The 16701-nt window shown below is 72.5% G+C and carries 12 protein-coding genes; 6 read left to right on the top strand and 6 right to left on the bottom strand.

Annotated features, from left to right (window positions below; all coding sequences use genetic code 11):
- Positions 1-32: 32 nt before the first annotated feature.
- Both ACZ7EC_RS10470 and ACZ7EC_RS10465 read right to left on the bottom strand, forming a co-directional pair.
- Entirely contained in the window at positions 33-1352 is a 1320-nt protein-coding gene (locus tag ACZ7EC_RS10470; RefSeq protein WP_471060484.1) for a glycoside hydrolase family 3 N-terminal domain-containing protein, read from the bottom strand.
- Positions 1353-1518: 166 nt separating this feature from the next.
- Positions 1519-1941: a YjbQ family protein gene (locus ACZ7EC_RS10465; protein WP_471060481.1), complete on the bottom strand. Its 423-nt coding sequence runs from the start codon at positions 1939-1941 to the stop codon at positions 1519-1521.
- Between the two features lie 96 nt (positions 1942-2037).
- Here ACZ7EC_RS10465 and ACZ7EC_RS10460 point away from each other — a divergent pair, with 96 nt between their 5' ends.
- The gene (locus tag ACZ7EC_RS10460) at positions 2038-3117 is read left to right on the top strand and encodes an NAD(P)-binding domain-containing protein (protein ID WP_471060478.1); all 1080 of its coding nucleotides are present in this window, start codon (positions 2038-2040) and stop codon (positions 3115-3117) included.
- Between the two features lie 51 nt (positions 3118-3168).
- Here the strand turns inward: ACZ7EC_RS10460 and mltG are convergent, their stop codons facing one another.
- On the bottom strand, positions 3169-4071 hold the full coding sequence (gene mltG / locus ACZ7EC_RS10455) for an endolytic transglycosylase MltG (RefSeq protein ID WP_471060476.1): 903 nt from the start codon (positions 4069-4071) through the stop codon (positions 3169-3171).
- A 123-nt stretch (positions 4072-4194) separates the two neighbouring features.
- A complete protein-coding gene (locus ACZ7EC_RS10450; RefSeq protein WP_471060474.1) occupies positions 4195-5997 on the bottom strand; it encodes an ABC transporter ATP-binding protein in 1803 nt (600 codons plus the stop codon).
- Positions 5998-6111: 114 nt separating this feature from the next.
- Between ACZ7EC_RS10450 and ACZ7EC_RS10445 the strand changes: the two genes are divergently transcribed.
- On the top strand, positions 6112-6561 hold the full coding sequence (locus tag ACZ7EC_RS10445; RefSeq protein ID WP_471060470.1) for a MarR family winged helix-turn-helix transcriptional regulator: 450 nt from the start codon (positions 6112-6114) through the stop codon (positions 6559-6561).
- Positions 6562-6587: 26 nt separating this feature from the next.
- Here ACZ7EC_RS10445 and ACZ7EC_RS10440 read toward each other — a convergent pair whose 3' ends face one another.
- Positions 6588-8198 (bottom strand): peptide-N4-asparagine amidase, encoded by a 1611-nt coding sequence (locus ACZ7EC_RS10440; RefSeq protein WP_471060467.1) that lies wholly within the window; start codon positions 8196-8198, stop codon positions 6588-6590.
- Positions 8199-8337: 139 nt separating this feature from the next.
- Between ACZ7EC_RS10440 and ACZ7EC_RS10435 the strand changes: the two genes are divergently transcribed.
- Complete coding sequence (locus ACZ7EC_RS10435; RefSeq protein WP_471060465.1) at positions 8338-9936, top strand: M1 family metallopeptidase; 1599 nt, start codon at positions 8338-8340, stop codon at positions 9934-9936.
- Positions 9937-10164: 228 nt separating this feature from the next.
- Complete coding sequence (locus ACZ7EC_RS10430) at positions 10165-12168, top strand: N-acetylmuramoyl-L-alanine amidase (protein ID WP_471060462.1); 2004 nt, start codon at positions 10165-10167, stop codon at positions 12166-12168.
- A 14-nt stretch (positions 12169-12182) separates the two neighbouring features.
- Here ACZ7EC_RS10430 and ACZ7EC_RS10425 read toward each other — a convergent pair whose 3' ends face one another.
- Positions 12183-12929 carry a L,D-transpeptidase family protein gene (locus tag ACZ7EC_RS10425; RefSeq protein ID WP_471060459.1) on the bottom strand — a complete coding sequence of 249 codons (747 nt, stop codon included), beginning with the start codon at positions 12927-12929 and terminating at the stop codon, positions 12183-12185.
- 146 nt (positions 12930-13075) lie between these two features.
- Here ACZ7EC_RS10425 and ACZ7EC_RS10420 point away from each other — a divergent pair, with 146 nt between their 5' ends.
- Together ACZ7EC_RS10420 and ACZ7EC_RS10415 are read left to right on the top strand one after the other, a co-directional pair.
- On the top strand, positions 13076-14902 hold the full coding sequence (locus ACZ7EC_RS10420; RefSeq protein WP_471060456.1) for an ABC transporter transmembrane domain-containing protein: 1827 nt from the start codon (positions 13076-13078) through the stop codon (positions 14900-14902).
- A complete protein-coding gene (locus ACZ7EC_RS10415) occupies positions 14899-16680 on the top strand; it encodes an ABC transporter ATP-binding protein (protein WP_471060453.1) in 1782 nt (593 codons plus the stop codon). Before ACZ7EC_RS10420 ends, ACZ7EC_RS10415 begins: the two co-directional genes overlap by 4 nt.
- Positions 16681-16701: the final 21 nt, after the last annotated feature.

The following is a 16701-nucleotide window of genomic DNA, read 5'->3' as shown; positions in this document are numbered from 1 at the left end:
CCTGGACGCCGTTCTCGTACCCCCTCAGGGCCTCAACCGCAGGCCAGCAGGCCCGCGTTCTGCTTGGCGTCGAGTATCCGGCGCACGCTGTCGTCCACCTTGGCGCGGTACGAGGCGTCCTGCCCCATCCGGGTCTGGATGGCCTGCGCCATCGCGGGTATGACGTCCGGCCGCACGGTGAGGATCATGTCGCCGCCCGCCGTGGTGAAGTCGAGGGCCCGCTGGGCGGGGGTGAAGGACCGTACGGCGACCGCGTTCCCGATGTCGTCGGAGATGACCACGCCCTTGAAGCCCATCTGGCCGCGCAGCAGTTGGCCGATGACGGTCGGCGAGAAGGCCGCGATGTGCTTGGCGTCGATCTTGGTGTAGGTGGCCGACGAGACCATCACGAAGGGCGACCCGGCCTGGATTCCGGCCTTGAACGGGCCGAGGCTCGCGCTGGTGCTGGTCGTCACCGAGTCCACGACATTGGCGGTGGTGTCGGTGTTGCCGATCACCTGGCCCAGTCCGGGGAAGTGCTTGAGCGTGGTCAGCACGCCTGCCTGCTTGAAGCCGGCGGCGAAGGCACCGGTGTGGGAGGTCACGGCGTCCGGGGTGTTGCCGTACTCGCGCTGGAAGGAGCCGATGGGGATGTTGCGGGTGCCCAGCGAGGCGGGGACCACGTCGGCGACCGGTGCCAGGTTCAGGTCGACCCCGGCTCGCTTGAGCTGCTGGGCCCAGATGGTCGCCTCGGCCCGCAGCATCGCGGTCGACTTGCCGCCCTGCGTCACCCCGCTGGGCATGGCCGAGAAGCCGGGGCCGTTGAGCACCTGTACCCGGCCGCCCTCCTGGTCGGTCGCGACCAGCAGGCCGACCTGCCGGCCGCCGACCCGGTCCGCCTGGCCCCGGAACCCGTCGACGATCTTCCGCGTCGCCGCCGTACCGGCGGAGCTGCGGCCGGTCAGCATCACGGAGCCCACGTGGTTGTCGCGCAGGATGCGCAACTGCGCCTGGTCCGGGTGGGCGGCGGAGATCCCGCCCATGAAAAGCTGCCCGACCCGCTGGGCCGTGGTCATGCCGGACAGGGTCCGGTCGGTGCAGGTGGCGGCGGTCGCCATCGGGGTGGTGGGCGCGGTGGCCGTGGCGGCATCGGTGCCGGTGCGGCTCGGCGTCGCGCTCGGGGTGTCCGGGGTCTGCGTGCCCGGAGTCCGGGTGCCTTGGGTGGCGGCGGAGGACCGGAGGGAGGTCGTCTCCGTGCCGGGCGTCACCGATGCGCCGCAGCCGGCGACGGCGAGTGCCAGCGTGGCCAGTGGGACCCCGGTGCGGAGGGCTGTGCGGCGGCTCCTGGGCCGCTGCCGGACGCGTATGCTCATACTTCCTCTCCCGGCCTGGACGGACCGGGACTGCCGCGAACTGCGCAACCACTCCTGTCGCGGCGAGCCCGGCTTGCTGCGTCCACCACACCGTACGTGATTGAGCATTTGTTCGCCCCACGACGGAAACGGCCGCTCCAGGACGGAACCGGAGCGTCGCCGGGACCTACCCGAGGAACGACAGCCGCACCTGCCGGTCCGGGTTGTCCCTGTTGGTGTCCACCAGGCACACCGACTGCCAGGTGCCGAGTTCCAGCCGGCCGGCGATCACCGGCAGGGTGGCGTGGGGCGGGACCAGCGCCGGGAGCACATGGTCGCGGCCGTGGCCGGGGCTGCCGTGACGGTGCTGCCAGCGGTCGTCGGCCGGGAGCAGGGTGTGCAGCGCGGCGAGGAGGTCGTCGTCGCTGCCGGCGCCGGTCTCGATGACGGCGATCCCGGCGGTGGCGTGCGGGACGAAGATGTTCAGCAGGCCGTCGCGGCCGCCCGCCACCTCCCGCAGGAAGTCCGCGCAGTCCCCGGTGAGGTCGGCCACGCGTTCCCGGGAACCGGTGGAGACGTTCAGGATTCGGGTGGTGAAAGCTTCTGGCATGCCTCCCATCCTGACGCATGGGTACGACAACGAGCCCTGCGCAGGGGTAGGACACCGCGCGGGATGATCCGCGCACGGAACGCTGTTGGTAGAAGCGTGAACGAATTGCGCGAGGTCGAAGTGGTCGTCGCGGGCGCCGGACAGGCCGGACTGTCCGGCGCCTATCATCTGCGCCGCGCCGGATTCGAGCCGGACCGCGACTTCGTGGTCCTCGACCACTCCCCCGCGCCGGGTGGCGCCTGGCAGTTCCGCTGGCCCTCGCTGACGTACGGCAAGGTGCACGGGATGCACGCGCTGCCCGGTATGGAGCTCACGGACGCCGACCCGGCGCGCCCCTCGGCGGAGGTGATCGGCGCGTACTTCGCCCGCTACGAGCGCGTCTTCGACCTGCGGGTACGGCGCCCGGTGGAGGTGCGGGCGGTGCGCGAGGCAGGCGGTGGGCGGCTGCTCGTGGAGACGTCCGACGGCATCTGGTCGACCCGCGCCCTGATCAACGCGACCGGCACCTGGGACCACCCGTTCTGGCCGCGTTATCCGGGTCAGGAGACCTTCGGCGGGCGGCAGTTGCACACCGCGCAGTACGCGGGACCCGAGGAGTTCGCCGGCCGGCGGGTGGTGGTCGTGGGCGGTGGCGCCTCCGGCACCCAGCATCTGCTGGAACTCGCCCCGTACGCCGCCGCGACCACCTGGGTCACCCGGCGTCCGCCCGTCTTCCGTGAGGGGCCGTTCGACGCGGAGGCGGGGCGGGCCGCCGTCGCACGGGTGGAGGAACGGGTGCGCGAGGGACTGCCGCCGCGCAGCGTGGTCTCGGTCACCGGGCTGCCGCTGAACGACGCGATCCGCCGGGGACTTGCGGAGGGGGTCCTGCGCCGGCGACCGATGTTCGACCGGATCACCCCCGACGGCGTGCAGTGGCGCGACGGCAGCCGTGTGGACGCCGACGTGATCCTCTGGGCGACCGGTTTCCGGACGGCGCTCGGCCATCTCGCCCCGCTGCGGCTGCGCACGCCGGGCGGCGGAATCCGGGTGGAGGGGACGCGCGCGGTGGCCGACCCCCGGATCCATCTCGTCGGCTACGGCCCCTCGGCCAGCACCATCGGCGCCAACCGGGCCGGCCGCGCGGCCGTGCGGGACATCAGGCGACTGCTGGCCGAGGGGCAGCCGGCCGCCGCGTGACGGACCCCTGAACCGCCTTGCCGTCGCGCCTCGTTGGCCCGGTCGTTCCGCTCAGCCGGCCTTTCCGGACCGTGTCGCGGAGGGAGCGGAGCGGACCGGCGACGGGTCTTGGCTCTGGCCCGGCTGCTGCCCGGCCTGCTGCTGAAGGGAGTTGTACTCGGCCACATTGCGCAGGTGCGTGTCGTAGTCGGCGGTGAAGCGCGTGTCGCCGGGCTTGACCGTCACGAAGTACAGCCAGTCGCCCGGCGTCGGATTGAGGGCGGCGCGCATCGCGTCCTCGCCGGGATTGCCGATCGGCGTCGGCGGCAGGCCCATGCGCTGATAGGTGTTGTAGGGGCTGTCGCTCCTGGTGTCGTCCTCGGTGGTGCGCGCGCGGCCCAGCGCGTAGCTGAGGGTGGAGTCCAGTTGCAGCGGCATCCCGCGTTCCAGCCGGTTGAGGATGACACGGGCGACCTTGCCCATGTCCTCCTTCTGCACCGCCTGGGCCTGGATGATGCTGGCGATGGTGAGGGCCTGGTAGACGTTCATCGAGTTGCGCTGGGCCCCGGCCGCGACCGGTGCGCCGTCGAACTTCCGATGGGCGGTGTCCACCATGGAGCGCAGTACGGACTCCGGGGTCGCGCCCTTGCCCAGGGGGTAGGAGGCCGGGAAGAGGTAGCCCTCCGGGTTTCCCCCGGCGTCCTTGGGCAGGGTCAGCCGGGCCTTGCCGAGCGAGGTGCGGGTGCTGCCCGAGGGCAGGGCCAGCGCCTTGTCGATCGCCTCGTAGACCTGGCTCGCGCGCCAGCCCTCCGGGACGACGAGTGCGGCGGGCCGGGGCGCCTCATGGTGGTCGGCCGCCGTCATGGCCGGCACCGCCACGGCGGTGCCGGCCATGACGGCGCCGGCCGCGGCGAGGACGAGTCTGCCCCGGCGCGTCAGTCGGATCCTGCTCCGTGACGGAATGTGCGTCAGCATGCGGGAACCGTAATACGCGAATCACCGCAACCACGACATATATTCAGCTTGTCGGCCCAGTCGCCCGTTCCGCTCCGCCGCACCGGCCACCCGTCCGCGACCGGCGCCTTCAGGCCGCCGTCCTCACCCGGCCGGCTCCAGCTGTGCGTCCCGGCGCACCAGGGCCGCGTACCGCCCGTCGCGCTCCAGCAGTTCCTCGTGCGTGCCCCGTTCGGCGACCTGCCCGGAGTCCAGCACCACGATCTGGTCGGCGCCGCGGACGGTGGACAGCCGGTGGGCGATGGTGATCGTCGTACGGTTCGCCGAGAGGGCGTCGATGGCCTCCTGCACGGCGGCCTCGGTCCGGGTGTCGAGGGCACTGGTCGCCTCGTCCAGGACGAGGACCGGCGGATCGCGCAGGATGGTGCGGGCGATGGCGAGGCGCTGCTTCTCGCCGCCGGAGAAACGGTGGCCGCGCTCGCCCACCACCGTGTCGTAGCCGTCGGGCAGCGCCGCTATGTGGTCGTGGATCTGCGCCGCCCGCGCCGCGGCGTGCAGCTCCTCGTCGGTGGCGTCCGGCTTGGCGAAGCGCAGATTCTCGGCGACGGAGGCGTGGAAGAGGTACGTCTCCTGCGAGACCACGCCGACCGCGCGGGCCAGGGTGTCGAAGTCCAGGTCTCGGACGTCGACCCCGTCGAGGGTGACCCGGCCGCCGGTGACGTCGTAGAGCCGGGGCACCAGGTAGCCCAGCGTCGACTTGCCCGCGCCGGTGGGGCCGACGACCGCGAGGCTGCCGCCGGCGGGGACGGTGACGTCGATGCCGTCCAGGACGGGGCCACCCTTGTCGTCGTAGCGGAACTCGACGTCTTCGAAGCGGACTTCGCCCTTGACCCGGTCGAGATGGACCGGGCGCGGGCGCTCGGTGATGTCGATCGGCAGGTCCAGGTACTCGAAGATGCGCTGGAAAAGCGCGAGGGAGGTCTGGATCTGGACGCCGGTGGCGAGCAGGCTCACGGCCGGACGGAACAGGCCCTGCTGGAGCGAGACGAAGGCGACGATGGTGCCGAGGGAGACCCGCGGGCCGCCGAACTGGATGGCCAGACCGGCCGTCCAGTAGATGATGGCGGGCATGGCGGCCATGACGATGGTGATCACGGCCATGCGCCAACGACCCGCCATGTTCGACCGGACCTCCAGATCGACCAGCCGCTCGGACTCCCCGGCGAAGGCCCCGGTCAGCGAGTCGGCGCGGCCCATGGTGCGGCCGAGCAGGATGCCGCCGACCGAGAGGGACTCGGTGACCGTGGCGGCCATCGCGGCCATCTGCTTCTGGCGCTCGGTGGTGATCCTCTTGCGCTCGTTGCCGACGCGGCGGCTGATCCAGACGAAGGCCGGCAGCAGGAGCAGCGAGACGATGGTGAGCCGCCAGTCGAGGGCGATCATCGCGACGATGGTGGCGACCACGCTGGTGACGTTGGAGACCAGGGAGGTGGCGGTGGAGGTGACCGTCGCCTGCATGCCGCCGATGTCATTGGCTATGCGGGACTGCACCTCGCCGGTGCGGGTGCGGGTGAAGAAGGCGAGCGACATGCGCTGGAGCCGGCCGTACACGGCGGTGCGCAGGTCGTGCATGACGCGCTGGCCGACGGTGGTCGAGATCAGCGTCTGGAGTACGCCGAAGACGCTGGAGAGGACCGCGCTGAGGATCATGCCGAGCGCGAGCAGGCTCAGCAGGCCGGTGCGGCCGCGCGGGATGGCGACGTCGAGGGTCTCCTTGAGCAGGAACGGTGTGGCCACCGAGACCAGCGAGGAGGCGCCGACCAGCAGGCCGACGATCGCGAGCCGCCCGCGGTAGGGGTGGAACAGCGCGAGGATCCGCCGCCACTGCCGGGGCCGGTCCTTGGCGTCGGCTGGTGCGGTCCAGGAGGTTTCACGGTCGGGATGCATGGGCTCCTACGGAGGTGAGCGGGCGCCGGCCGGGGTCGGCCGACGATGACGGAACGGATCGTAGCTCATTGTTACCTATACTCACAATGAACCGCATCCTGATATTGTTCCCGCATGACCACCCCCGATCCCGACGGACTGCTCGCCGAGCAGCTGCTGCGGCTCACCCGCCGGGTGCACCGCATCCAGAAGCACCATCTGGAACGGCGCGAACTGGGCGTCACCCCCGCCCAGTCCCGGCTGCTGCGCACCCTCGCGCACTACCCCTCGCCACCGCGCATGGCCGACCTCGCCGAGCGCCTGGAGGTCGTGCCGCGCGCGGTGACGACGCTGGTCGACGGGCTCGAGGCGAGCGGCAAGGTGCGCCGGGCGGCGGATCCGGCGAACCGGCGTGTGACCCGGATCGAGCTGACCGACGAGGGGCGCGCGACCTTGGGCGAACTGCGCGGCGCGCGCCGCTCGGCGGCCGAGGAGATACTCGCGCCGCTGACGGAGAAGGAGCGCGAGGTGCTCGGCGTACTGCTGGACACCCTGGTCGACGGGGACGCGGCCAGGCCCTGCTGACCCCGTCGCACCGGGCACCCGCCGGGCTAGCAGTCCCGGCGGTCCAGCGTCAGCACCCCCTGAGCGGTGGCCAGCGTGTGGTCGTAGCAGCCGGCCGAGCCGTAGGACCGGTAGCGCTCCGAGGAGGTGCCGACCGCGTGCCGCTGCTCACGCGGGGCGTCGAGGGTGTACGAGGCGTCACCGCGGTAGGTGTCGTCCAGCCGCGACCACGCGGTGCGCCGGCCGCCGCGCAGTTCGGTCACCGAGGCGCGGTCGCCGAGTGTCAGCACCGTGCGCAGCCGGTTGTCGGAGCCGATGGTGGTGACGCCGTCGAGGGTGTACGTCCGCAGCGTGTGCGCCGACCGCGCGGGACCGGCCCCGGCGGTGGTGACGGTCTGGTCGTCGGTCCAGGTCGCGTCCAGTCCGTCGGTGTTCTCGCCGTCGGTCCAGCGGTGAGCGGAGGTGTCGCCGAGGGTCCGGGTGACGGTGGTGGTCACCCGTCCGTGGGACGTGTCGAGGTATCCGCTGACGGTGAGCCGGTGTCCGGCCCGCGTGTCCACCCGGTTCTCCGAACCCGGTGTGTAGGTCGAGGAGTTGACCGGGTCGGTCGCCGTGTCCTCGGTGACCGCGCCGGTGAGGTGGTCGCGGTGCGCGTCCTGCCAGACCAGCACGTTCACCGGAGTGCTCCAGCCGGCCTGACCCGCCGGCACGCCCAGGACGGAGACCTCGACGCGGTGCGGGCGGCCGTCGTCGAGCACCCCGGCGAAGGGTGTGAGGTCGTACTCGATGGGCCGCACGTCGAAGGCGCCCGGCGCCGGGATGACGTACCAGAGGAAGGGATCGGACCAGCCGCCGGTCCACACGTTCGGATAGGGCGCGGCGATGCCCGCCGGGCGCCCGTCGATCTTGATCTGCACCTCGCGGTAGGGGCCGTGATCGGCCTTGCAGGAGTAGGACGCCGGGTCCGCCACCGTCAGGTACCAGAACTCCTCGCAGCCGCCGCCGGATCCGGTCGCGTAGACCTCGGCGACGATCCGCTCGCTGTTGCGCGGGGTGGTGAGCGTCGTGCCGCCGGGCGCGTCGGCGAGGGTGAGCACGCGGTCCGGGGTCCGTTCGGCGGGGCGGCCCGCGTAGAACGTCAGGGTGACGTGGACGTCGATGACGCCGGTGTAGGTGTCGTCGACCACGTTGCCGATCAGCATCTCGACGTCCCGCGGGCTGCGGAAGGTGTCGCTGTAGCGGGTGACGTCCTTCTCGACGTGCCAGGCGATGCCGTCCGGCGAGGGCTCGGGGGTGGAGGTGCGAAGGATCTCGACCCCGCCGACGTGCAGATAGCCGAGCCGGTCGTACTGCCGGCCCTTCACCGTGCCGTCCAGGCGGAGCACGACCTTGCTCCAGCGCTCGCCGCAGCCCTTGGGCGGGGTGTACGCGCCCCGGTAGGGGGTGAAGTCGCGGAACTGCGCGTCGGCCAGGGTGACCTGACAGGACTTGGCGTGCGGCCGGGCGACCGGCGGGGCGGCGGTGACCGGGTCGTGCCAGTCGGTGCCGAACTCGGCCGGGACGGCGGCGGCCCGCGCGGTGGCGGTCCCGGCGCCGAAGAGGGCGCCGGCCAGGAGGGCCGCGACGGCAAGCATGGACATGACTATCCGTTGTCTCATGGGCGGTGTTCTACGGGGAGTTGGGCGAGGCCGCAATGAGGCGTCGAGGAGAGAAGCGGCACCGCGGCGCACGTCTGGCGCATCGTCACCCTGACGGACATTTAGTGCTATAAACGGATCATGCTGGCATAGTGCGTCCATGGAGATCATGCCCGCGGACAGCCCGGCAGGGCCCCCGAGCGAAGAGGCCGGGAAGGGGCGCGGGACACGGCGCCCCCGCCGCACGGCCCTCGTCCTCGCCGGTGCCCTCACCCTCACCGGCACCGCCCTCTGCATCGACCTGTTCCCGCGTGAGAACCACGGCTCACCCGCGCCCGGACCGGCCGCCGCACCGGGGCGAACCGCCGCCTCGGGCCGGGCCGGAGGCGCGCCCCCGTCCCCCGGCGCCCCCGGCATCGGCGACCCGCTGATGCCGCTCGCCGGAAACGGCGGCTACACGGTCCGCCGTTACACCCTGGACTTCGACTGGCGGGCGCCCCTGACGCCGTTCGAGGCGGGCGCCGCCATCAGCGCCACCGCCACCCAGGCCCTGTCCCGCTTCGACCTCGACTTCGCGGGCAACACGCTGCACCGGGTCACGGTCGACGGGGCACCGGCCAGGGCCGTACGCGACGGCGACGAACTCGTCGTCACACCCGCCCGGCCGATCCCCCGCGGCCACGCCTTCACCGTCCACGTCGCCTACACCGCCGACCCCACCCAGCAGCGCCACCGCGACGACGCGATCCGGGACTACGGCTGGGTGCCCACGCCCGACGGCACCGTGGTCTGCGCCCAGCCGGACGGCGCCAAGATGATCTTCCCGGCGGACGACCATCCGAGCCTGCGCGCACCGATCACCTTTCATGTGACCACCCCGGCGGACATCGGCGCGGTGGCCAACGGACGCCTCGTCAGCACGGTCGCCCGGCCCGGCGGTCGCGTCGAACGGACCTACGACTCCGAGCAGCCGATCGCGGCCCAACTGGTCCAGCTGGCGATCGGGAGATTCCGCGTCGTGGACAGCAGCGGCCCGCACGGGCTGCCGGTCCGCGACGTGGTGCCGGATGATCTGATCGGCGACACCGAGGAGTACCGCTCGCTCACCCCGGAACACCTGGCCTGGCTGGAACAGCGGCTCGGACCGTATCCGTTCCGCCGCTACGGCGTACTGGTCGGGGACACCGAGCTGCCGGTGGCGCTGGAGACCCAGTCGCTGTCCGTCGTACCGAAGGACGATCTGCTCGGTGACCGGGTCGACGCCGAACGCAATCTCGTGCACGAGCTGACACACCATTGGACCGGGGACAGCGTCGCCATCCGGCGCTGGTCCGACCTGTGGCTGAGCGAGGGTCACGCCCGGTTCTACGAACGGCTGTACTCCGCCTCGCACGGTGGCGTCGGTCTGGACGACGCGATGCGCGACGCCTACGCCCAGCACGACCAGTGGCGCCACGACGACGGCGCGCCCGCCGAGCCCGGCGCCGACACGCTGTTCAAGGTGATGCGCTACGACGGCTCGGCCCTGGTGCTGTACGCCCTGCGGGAGAAGGTCGGCGCCGCGGCGTTCGAGCGGATCGAGAAGTCCTGGGTGAGCGCGTACCGGGGCCGCGCGGCGGGCACGCGGGACTTCGTCGCCCTGGCCTCACGGGTCGCGAAACAGGACCTGAAACCCTTTCTGACCGCCTGGCTCTACGGGCCGCACACCCCGCCCATGCCGGGCCATCCCGACTGGCGGGTCGACCCGGTCGAAGACTGACCCGGACGCCTCCCGTCACCGGCCCGCGGGGGCACCCGCGCTGACGGGCCGTCGGAGCGATGCCGCTGCCGCCGACCGGGTGGCCTCTGCCGGGCCGCTGGTCCACCCCGGTGACGGTTGGCGCGACGGGACACGCGGGGCACGGAAACGTACAAGGGGTGGTTGTCAGGGGCAACTCCTTTGTCCTGGCTGCGAAGCGCGCGATGAACATGTTTGGAGACCCGTGCCATGAAAAGACCCGCCTCCCCACGTGTCCCCCATGGTCGCGTGTGCCGCCTGACCGCATGTGCCATCGGATCGGCGGCCCTGCTGGCGCCGCTGCTGCTCACCCCGATGACCGACGACGACGCGCCGGAGCAGCGCCTCCAGGTCGCCTTCACCGATGCCGCCCACGACTTCCATGTGCCGCGCAGCGTGCTGATGAGCGTGTCGTATGTGCAGACCCGCTGGGACGCCCATCCTGGCTCCCCGAGCGTCGCGGGCGGCTACGGGCCCATGCATCTGGTGGACACCAGTCAGTTCCCGGCCGCGTCGCCCTCGCCGGGCCAGGTCGGTGGCGCGCTCCAGCCGAGCGCGGGGGCGGCCGGCGCCCCCGCCGCGCGGCCGGACGGTGTGCTGGCAGGCCGGTCCGTGAAGCCGGCCGACCTCCAGCGCGCCGCCCGGCTGACCGGCGCCCCCGCCGGGCGCCTGCGCACCGACGCCACCGCCAATGTGCGCGGCGGCGCCGCCCTGCTCGCGGCCACGCAGCAGCAGCTGGGCAAGCCGCTGAGCGATGATCCCGCGGACTGGTGGGAGACGGTGGAGCGCTTCCCCGGCACTCCTGACGTCACGTCGGCGGCGACTTACGCGAACGACGTCTTCGCGGTGATCCGCAAGGGCGCCCACCGCACCACCGCCGAGGGCCAGGAGGTCACCCTGCCCGCGAGCCCCTCCGTGCGCCCCCACACCGTACGCACGGCGAAGGCGCGGCACGCCAAGGGGACGGAGTGCCCCGCCGAGGTGTCCTGCGACTGGCTCGCGGCGCCGTACGAGGAGATCGACGACGACGGCGACTACGGCAACCACGATCTCGCCGACCGGCCGCGCGACCAGAAGATCGAGTACATCGTCATCCACGACACCGAGGCGAAGCTGTCGAGCATGTTCCAGACGGTGCAGGACCCGACCGAGGCGTCCTGGCACTACTCGATCCGCTCCAGCGACGGCCACGTCACCCAGCACGTGCAGACCAAGGACGAGGCCTGGCACTCCGGCAACCAGTACGTCAACGCCCGCTCCATCGGCATCGAGCACGAGGGCTTCCTGCGGCAGCCGGGCACATGGTTCACCGAACAGATGTACAGGACCTCGGCGCGCCTGGTCCGCTATCTGGCCAAGAAGTACGACGTCCCGCTCGACCGGCAGCACATCTTCGGCCACGACAACGTGCCCTCGCCGACCGGCGACTCCATTCCCGACATGCACGACGATCCGGGTCCCTTCTGGGACTGGCGCCACTACTTCGACCTGCTCGGCGCGCCCCTGAAGGCCACCGCCGGGCCGGACAGCGACATGGTGAGGATCCTGCCGGACTACGCCACCCACTCGCCCACGTTCACGGGCTGCCTCAAGCCCGGCGCGCCGTGCCCGAAGCACGGCTCCAGCGCCGTGCGCATGTACACCCGTCCGGACGAGAAGGCACCGCTGATCCAGGATCCGGGCCGCCATCCGGACGGCGGGGTCTCCACGCTGGACGTCGACGACCTCGGGGCGCGCGCCTCGGCCGGCCAGACCTTCGCCGTCGCCGAACGCCGCGGCGACTGGACGGCGGTCTGGTACCAGGGCCGCAAGGCCTGGTTCAAGAACCCGAAGAAGCAGGCGACGGCGGTCGGTGCGGCCGGCAAGATGGTGACGCCCAAGGAGGGCCTGGACGAGATCCCGGTCTTCGGCCGCGCCCTGCCCGAGGAGGACGCCTACCCGGAGGGCGTGGAGGAGGAGCCCGAGGCGCCGCTCCCCTACCACTTCCGCGCGGGCCAGCGGTACGTCACCGAGGGCACCATCGACAGCTCCTTCGTGCCGCGCTCGGCCTTCGTCGACACGCCCGAGCCCGTGGTCAAGGGCGACGAGACCTACTACCAGATCCAGTTCGACCACCGGATCGCCTACGTCCGCTCGAGCGATGTGGACGTGATCGGCTCGGCCGTCACGGCGGGACCTTCCTCGGCACCCCGGAGCGGCTCGGCGGTCAACTGACGGCCGAACGGCCGTCAGGCGCCCAGATCGGCCCGGTCCCCCATCACCACCACGGGGTGCCGGGCCGGGTCGAGCGTGCGCAGCAGTGTCTCCATGGCACTCCTGGGCATGCTCACGCAGGCCGAGGTGCCGCTCCCGTGGTCCAGGTGCAGCCAGATACCGCCGCCCTTGGCCGCGCCCCACGGCCGGGTGGCATCGCGCGGCGGGGTGCCCGGCACACGGTTGTAGTCGATGGCGATGACGTAACCGAAGTCGTGCTGGTACGCCTTGGGCCACTCCTTCGGGGAGGCGTAGGCGTAGGCGTTGTGGTCGTACGGCAGTTTGCTCCCCGGATCGGCGTACGTGCCGCCCGCGGCGGACAGCGTGAACACGCCCACCGGGCTGCGCTTGTCGCCCTCGTGGTGATCGAGGGTCCAGCCGCGGCGCCCGTTGTGCGCCGCCCAGCTCCCCTCCCGGTGCCAGCGTCCGCCCTGCCTCGCGTAGAGCACCACTTCGGATTCGGCCGAGTTCAGGCCCTTGCCGTACACGGCCACGACCTGGCGGGACCGGCCCGGTATCCGTGCGTACAGACGTCTTCCGACGCCCGGAATACGGGCCGGGTCCGGGACGGCGGCGGAACCGGAGGCGGTCGGCGCGGCCGGGCCGTGGTGGCCGGGCGGGGAGCCGGACGAGCCCGTGCCACAGGCCGGAAGGGTCGTCAGGAGCAGGGTTCCGAGGGCCGCCGCCCAGCGCGTCGAGCACCGCACACTGTCTATCCGCACCGGGCCATGCTGACATGACGCCCCATTGACGCGAAAACCGTTTGAAATTCCCCGCTCCGCGAAGCGACCCTGTCACGGCTTGTCCCGGCCCGCCGCCCTCGGCTGCCGCCGTTCCCTGACACGCTGTCACGAGCCGTCTGGACGTCATGCAGATTCACGACCTTCCCTATCCCGACCCCGGCGTGCCCGACGCACGCTCGGGGCCCCGATTCCTGTGGTGGCTCTGGCGCAATCAGCTCGGCGGCCAGCTCAGAGCGCTCGCCTGGGGCCTGCTTCACTTCGTCGCCGTCTCCGCGCTCCCCTTCTGCGTCGGTTCCGCCGTACAGGCCGTCGTGGACCGGTCCGGCACCCGGCTGGCCCTGACGGGCGCTTCGATGCTGCTGTGCGGTACGGCCATGGCGGTGGGCGACACCCTCCTGCATCGGGCCGCCGTCACCAACTGGATCACCGCGGCCGCCCGCGTCCAGCAACTCCTCGCCCGCAAGGCGGCCGCACTCGGCTCGGCGCTGACCCGGCGGGTGGCGGCCGGCGAGGTGGTCGCCGTGTCCACCGGCGACGTGGAGAAGATCGGCTGGTTCGTGGAGGCGGTGTCCCGTTTCACCGCCGCCGCGCTGACCGTGGTCGTCGTCTGCGTCGGCCTCCTCGCCTACCAGCCCGCGCTCGGCACCGTCGTGGCCGCCGGACTGCCCGTCGTGGCACTCGCCGTACTGCCGCTGCTGCCGCACGCGACCCGCCGCGCCGACCTCCAGCGCGAGAAGGCGGGCCGCGCCACCGAACTGGCCTCGGACACCGTCGCCGGACTGCGGGTGCTGCGCGGCATCGGCGGCGAGGAACTCTTCCTCGCCCGCTACCGCCACGCCTCCCAGGAGGTGCGGCACACGGCCGTGCGCAGCGCACGGATGTGGTCGCTGATCTCGGCCGTACAGGTGCTGCTGCCGGGTCTGCTGCTGATCGCGGTCGTCTGGTACGGCGTCCACCTGGTCCGCGAGGGCCGCATCGCCGTCGGCGAACTGGTCACCGTCTACAGCTCCGTGATGGTCCTCAGCTATCCCTTGCAGCACTTCGAGGAGATCGCGATGTCCTACTCCTTCTCCCGCCCGTCGGCCGAGCGCGCCGCGCGGGTGCTGTCGTTGGAACGGCCGGCGACGACAGGCGGCGGCGCTCGCGAGGCGGCGGGCGGCGACCGGTCGGCGGTGCCCCGCGGCGATCTGTACGACCCCGCCACGGGTCTCACCGCCCCCGCCGGACGGCTCACCGCGGTGGTGTGCGGCGACCCGGACGCCGCCGGACGGCTCGCGGAGCGGCTCGGCGGCCATCCCACGGAGCCGGGCCGCTCGGTGCTGCTTGGCGGAACGCCCCTGGACGAACTCCCCCTGGACCTCGCCCGGACCGCCGTCCTCGTCCAGGACAAGGACCCGGTGCTGCTCTCCGGCACCCTGCGCGAACTCCTCGACGTGCCCGCCTCCGGTGCCGTCACGGCCGCCGACGCGCTCGCGGCCGCTCGGTGCGAGGACGTCCTGGACTCCCTGGTGCAGGGCTCCCTGGGCGCCGCCGACCCGATGGACGCCCGCATCACCGAGCGCGGCCGGTCCCTCTCCGGCGGCCAGCGCCAACGACTCGCCCTGGCCCGGTCCCTGGTCACCGATCCGGAGGTCCTGGTGCTGGACGAACCGACCTCCGCGGTCGACTCGCACACCGAGGCCCGCATCGCCGACGGACTGCGCCTGCTGCGCTCGGGGCGCACGACGGTGGTGTTCACCTCCTCACCGCTGCTCCTGGACCGCACCGACCGGGTGGTCCTGGTCCACGGGGACACGGTCCTGGCGACCGGCACGCACCGGGAGCTGTTCGAGAGCGAGCCCCGGTACCGGGCCGTGGTGACACGGGAGACGGACGACGAACCGGCCACGGCCGCCGAGGGCACGCTGCTGGACGCCCTCGGGAAGCTGGAAGAGATCGAGGAAAGCGCATGATCGGCGTCGCACCACCGGAGTACGACCCGGCGGCCCCGACGACCGCCACCACCCTGCCCGTCGGCACGTCCGCGACCGTACGGGCCTACGTCGCCGAGCTGTTCCGCCGCCACCGCCGGGCCTTCCTGCTGCTGATCACCGTGAACACGGTGGCCGTGATCGCCTCCATGGCCGGCCCCTACCTGCTCGGCGACCTGGTCCAGCGGGTGTCGGACGGGAATCGGGAGCTGCGTCTCGGCCTCACCACCGGGCTGTTCCTGCTGGCGCTCGCCGTGCAGGCGGTGTTCGTCCGGCAGGTGCGGCTGCGCGGCGCCATGCTCGGCGAACGGATGCTCGCCGACCTGCGCGAGGACTTCCTCGTCCGCTCGGTCGGCCTGCCGCCGGGCGTGCTGGAACGCGCGGGCACCGGCGACCTGCTCTCCCGTATCACCACGGACATCGACCGCCTGGCCAACGCCATGCGCGAGGCCGTACCGCAGCTCGCGATCGGTGTCGTATGGGCTCTCCTGCTCCTCGGCGGGCTGGTGGTGACGGCTCCGCCGCTCGCGGCCGCCGTGCTGCTCGCCCTGCCGGTGCTGGTGGCCGGGTGCCGCTGGTACTTCAAGCGGGCGCCCGCCGGCTACCGCTCGGAGGCCGCCGGGTACGCGGCCGTCGCCGCCGCGCTCGCCGAGACCGTGGACGCGGGCCACACCATCGAGGCGCACCGACTGGGCGCCCGCCGGGTCGCCCTGTCCGAGCAGCGGATCACCTCCTGGACCGCGTGGGAAAGGTACACGCTCTGGTTGCGGTCCGTGCTTTTCCCGGTCATCAACGCCACCCACCTCATCGTCCTCGGCTCGGTCCTGATGGTGGGCGGAACGCTCGTCCTGCACGGCTGGCTCGGGGTGGGCCGGCTGATCACGGGCGCGCTGGTGGCGCAGATGCTCGTCGACCCGGTGAACCTCATCCTGCGCTGGTACGACGAGGTGCAGGTGGCCCAGGTCTCGCTCGCCCGCCTCGTCGGGGTCCGGGAGATCGAGCCGGGCGCCGGGGACGCGTCGGTGGCGCCCGAGGGCCGGGACGTGCACGCCGACCGGGTGCGCTTCGGCTACCGGGAAGGCGTCGACGTGCTGCGCGAGGTGTCCCTCCGGCTCGCCCCCGGCACCCGGCTCGCCCTGGTCGGCCCCTCGGGTGCGGGCAAGTCCACCCTGGGCCGGCTGCTCGCCGGGATCTACGCGCCCCGTGCCGGGCGGATCACCCTCGGCGGGGCCGAGCTGTCCCGGATGCCGGCCGAACGCGTCCGCTCGCACGTCGCCCTGGTCAACCAGGAGCACCACGTCTTCGTCGGCTCGCTGCGGGACAACCTCCTGCTGGCCCGCGACGGCGCCGACGACGCGGAACTGTGGGCGGCCCTGGCCGCCGTGGACGCCGACGGCTGGGCTCGGGCGCTGGCCGCCGGGCTGGACACCGAGGTCGGGTCCGGCGGCCTGACGCTGACCCCGGCGCAGGCCCAGCAGATCGCGCTGGCCCGGCTGGTGCTGGCCGATCCGCACACGCTGGTGCTGGACGAGGCGACCTCGCTCCTGGACCCGCGCGCCGCCCGTCATCTGGAGCGGTCCCTGGCCCGTGTCCTCGACGGCCGCACGGTCGTCGCCATCGCCCACCGGCTGCACACCGCCCACGACGCGGATGTGATCGCCGTGGTGGAGAGCGGCCGGATCAGCGAGCTGGGCAGCCATGACGAGCTGGTCGCGGCGGGCGGCGCGTACGCGGCCCTGTGGCGGTCCTGGCACGGCTGAGCGTCCCGCTCGGGCGGTCTC

It is taken from the genome of Streptomyces sp. NPDC037203 (assembly GCF_055605065.1).
This window is presented reverse-complemented; position numbering and strand designations above follow the sequence as displayed.

Excerpts from the sequence above, each read along its gene's own strand:
- ACZ7EC_RS10470 (WP_471060484.1), bottom strand. The coding sequence starts at position 1,352 with ATGAGCATACGCGTCCGGCAGCGGCCCAGGAGCCGCCGCACAGCCCTC.
- ACZ7EC_RS10445 (WP_471060470.1), top strand. The coding sequence starts at position 6,112 with ATGACCACCCCCGATCCCGACGGACTGCTCGCCGAGCAGCTGCTGCGG.
- ACZ7EC_RS10450 (WP_471060474.1), bottom strand. The coding sequence starts at position 5,997 with ATGCATCCCGACCGTGAAACCTCCTGGACCGCACCAGCCGACGCCAAG.
- ACZ7EC_RS10440 (WP_471060467.1), bottom strand. The coding sequence starts at position 8,198 with ATGAGACAACGGATAGTCATGTCCATGCTTGCCGTCGCGGCCCTCCTG.
- ACZ7EC_RS10435 (WP_471060465.1), top strand. The coding sequence starts at position 8,338 with ATGGAGATCATGCCCGCGGACAGCCCGGCAGGGCCCCCGAGCGAAGAG.
- ACZ7EC_RS10465 (WP_471060481.1), bottom strand. The coding sequence starts at position 1,941 with ATGCCAGAAGCTTTCACCACCCGAATCCTGAACGTCTCCACCGGTTCC.
- ACZ7EC_RS10415 (WP_471060453.1), top strand. The coding sequence starts at position 14,899 with ATGATCGGCGTCGCACCACCGGAGTACGACCCGGCGGCCCCGACGACC.
- ACZ7EC_RS10430 (WP_471060462.1), top strand. The coding sequence starts at position 10,165 with ATGAAAAGACCCGCCTCCCCACGTGTCCCCCATGGTCGCGTGTGCCGC.
- ACZ7EC_RS10420 (WP_471060456.1), top strand. The coding sequence starts at position 13,076 with ATGCAGATTCACGACCTTCCCTATCCCGACCCCGGCGTGCCCGACGCA.
- mltG (WP_471060476.1), bottom strand. The coding sequence starts at position 4,071 with ATGCTGACGCACATTCCGTCACGGAGCAGGATCCGACTGACGCGCCGG.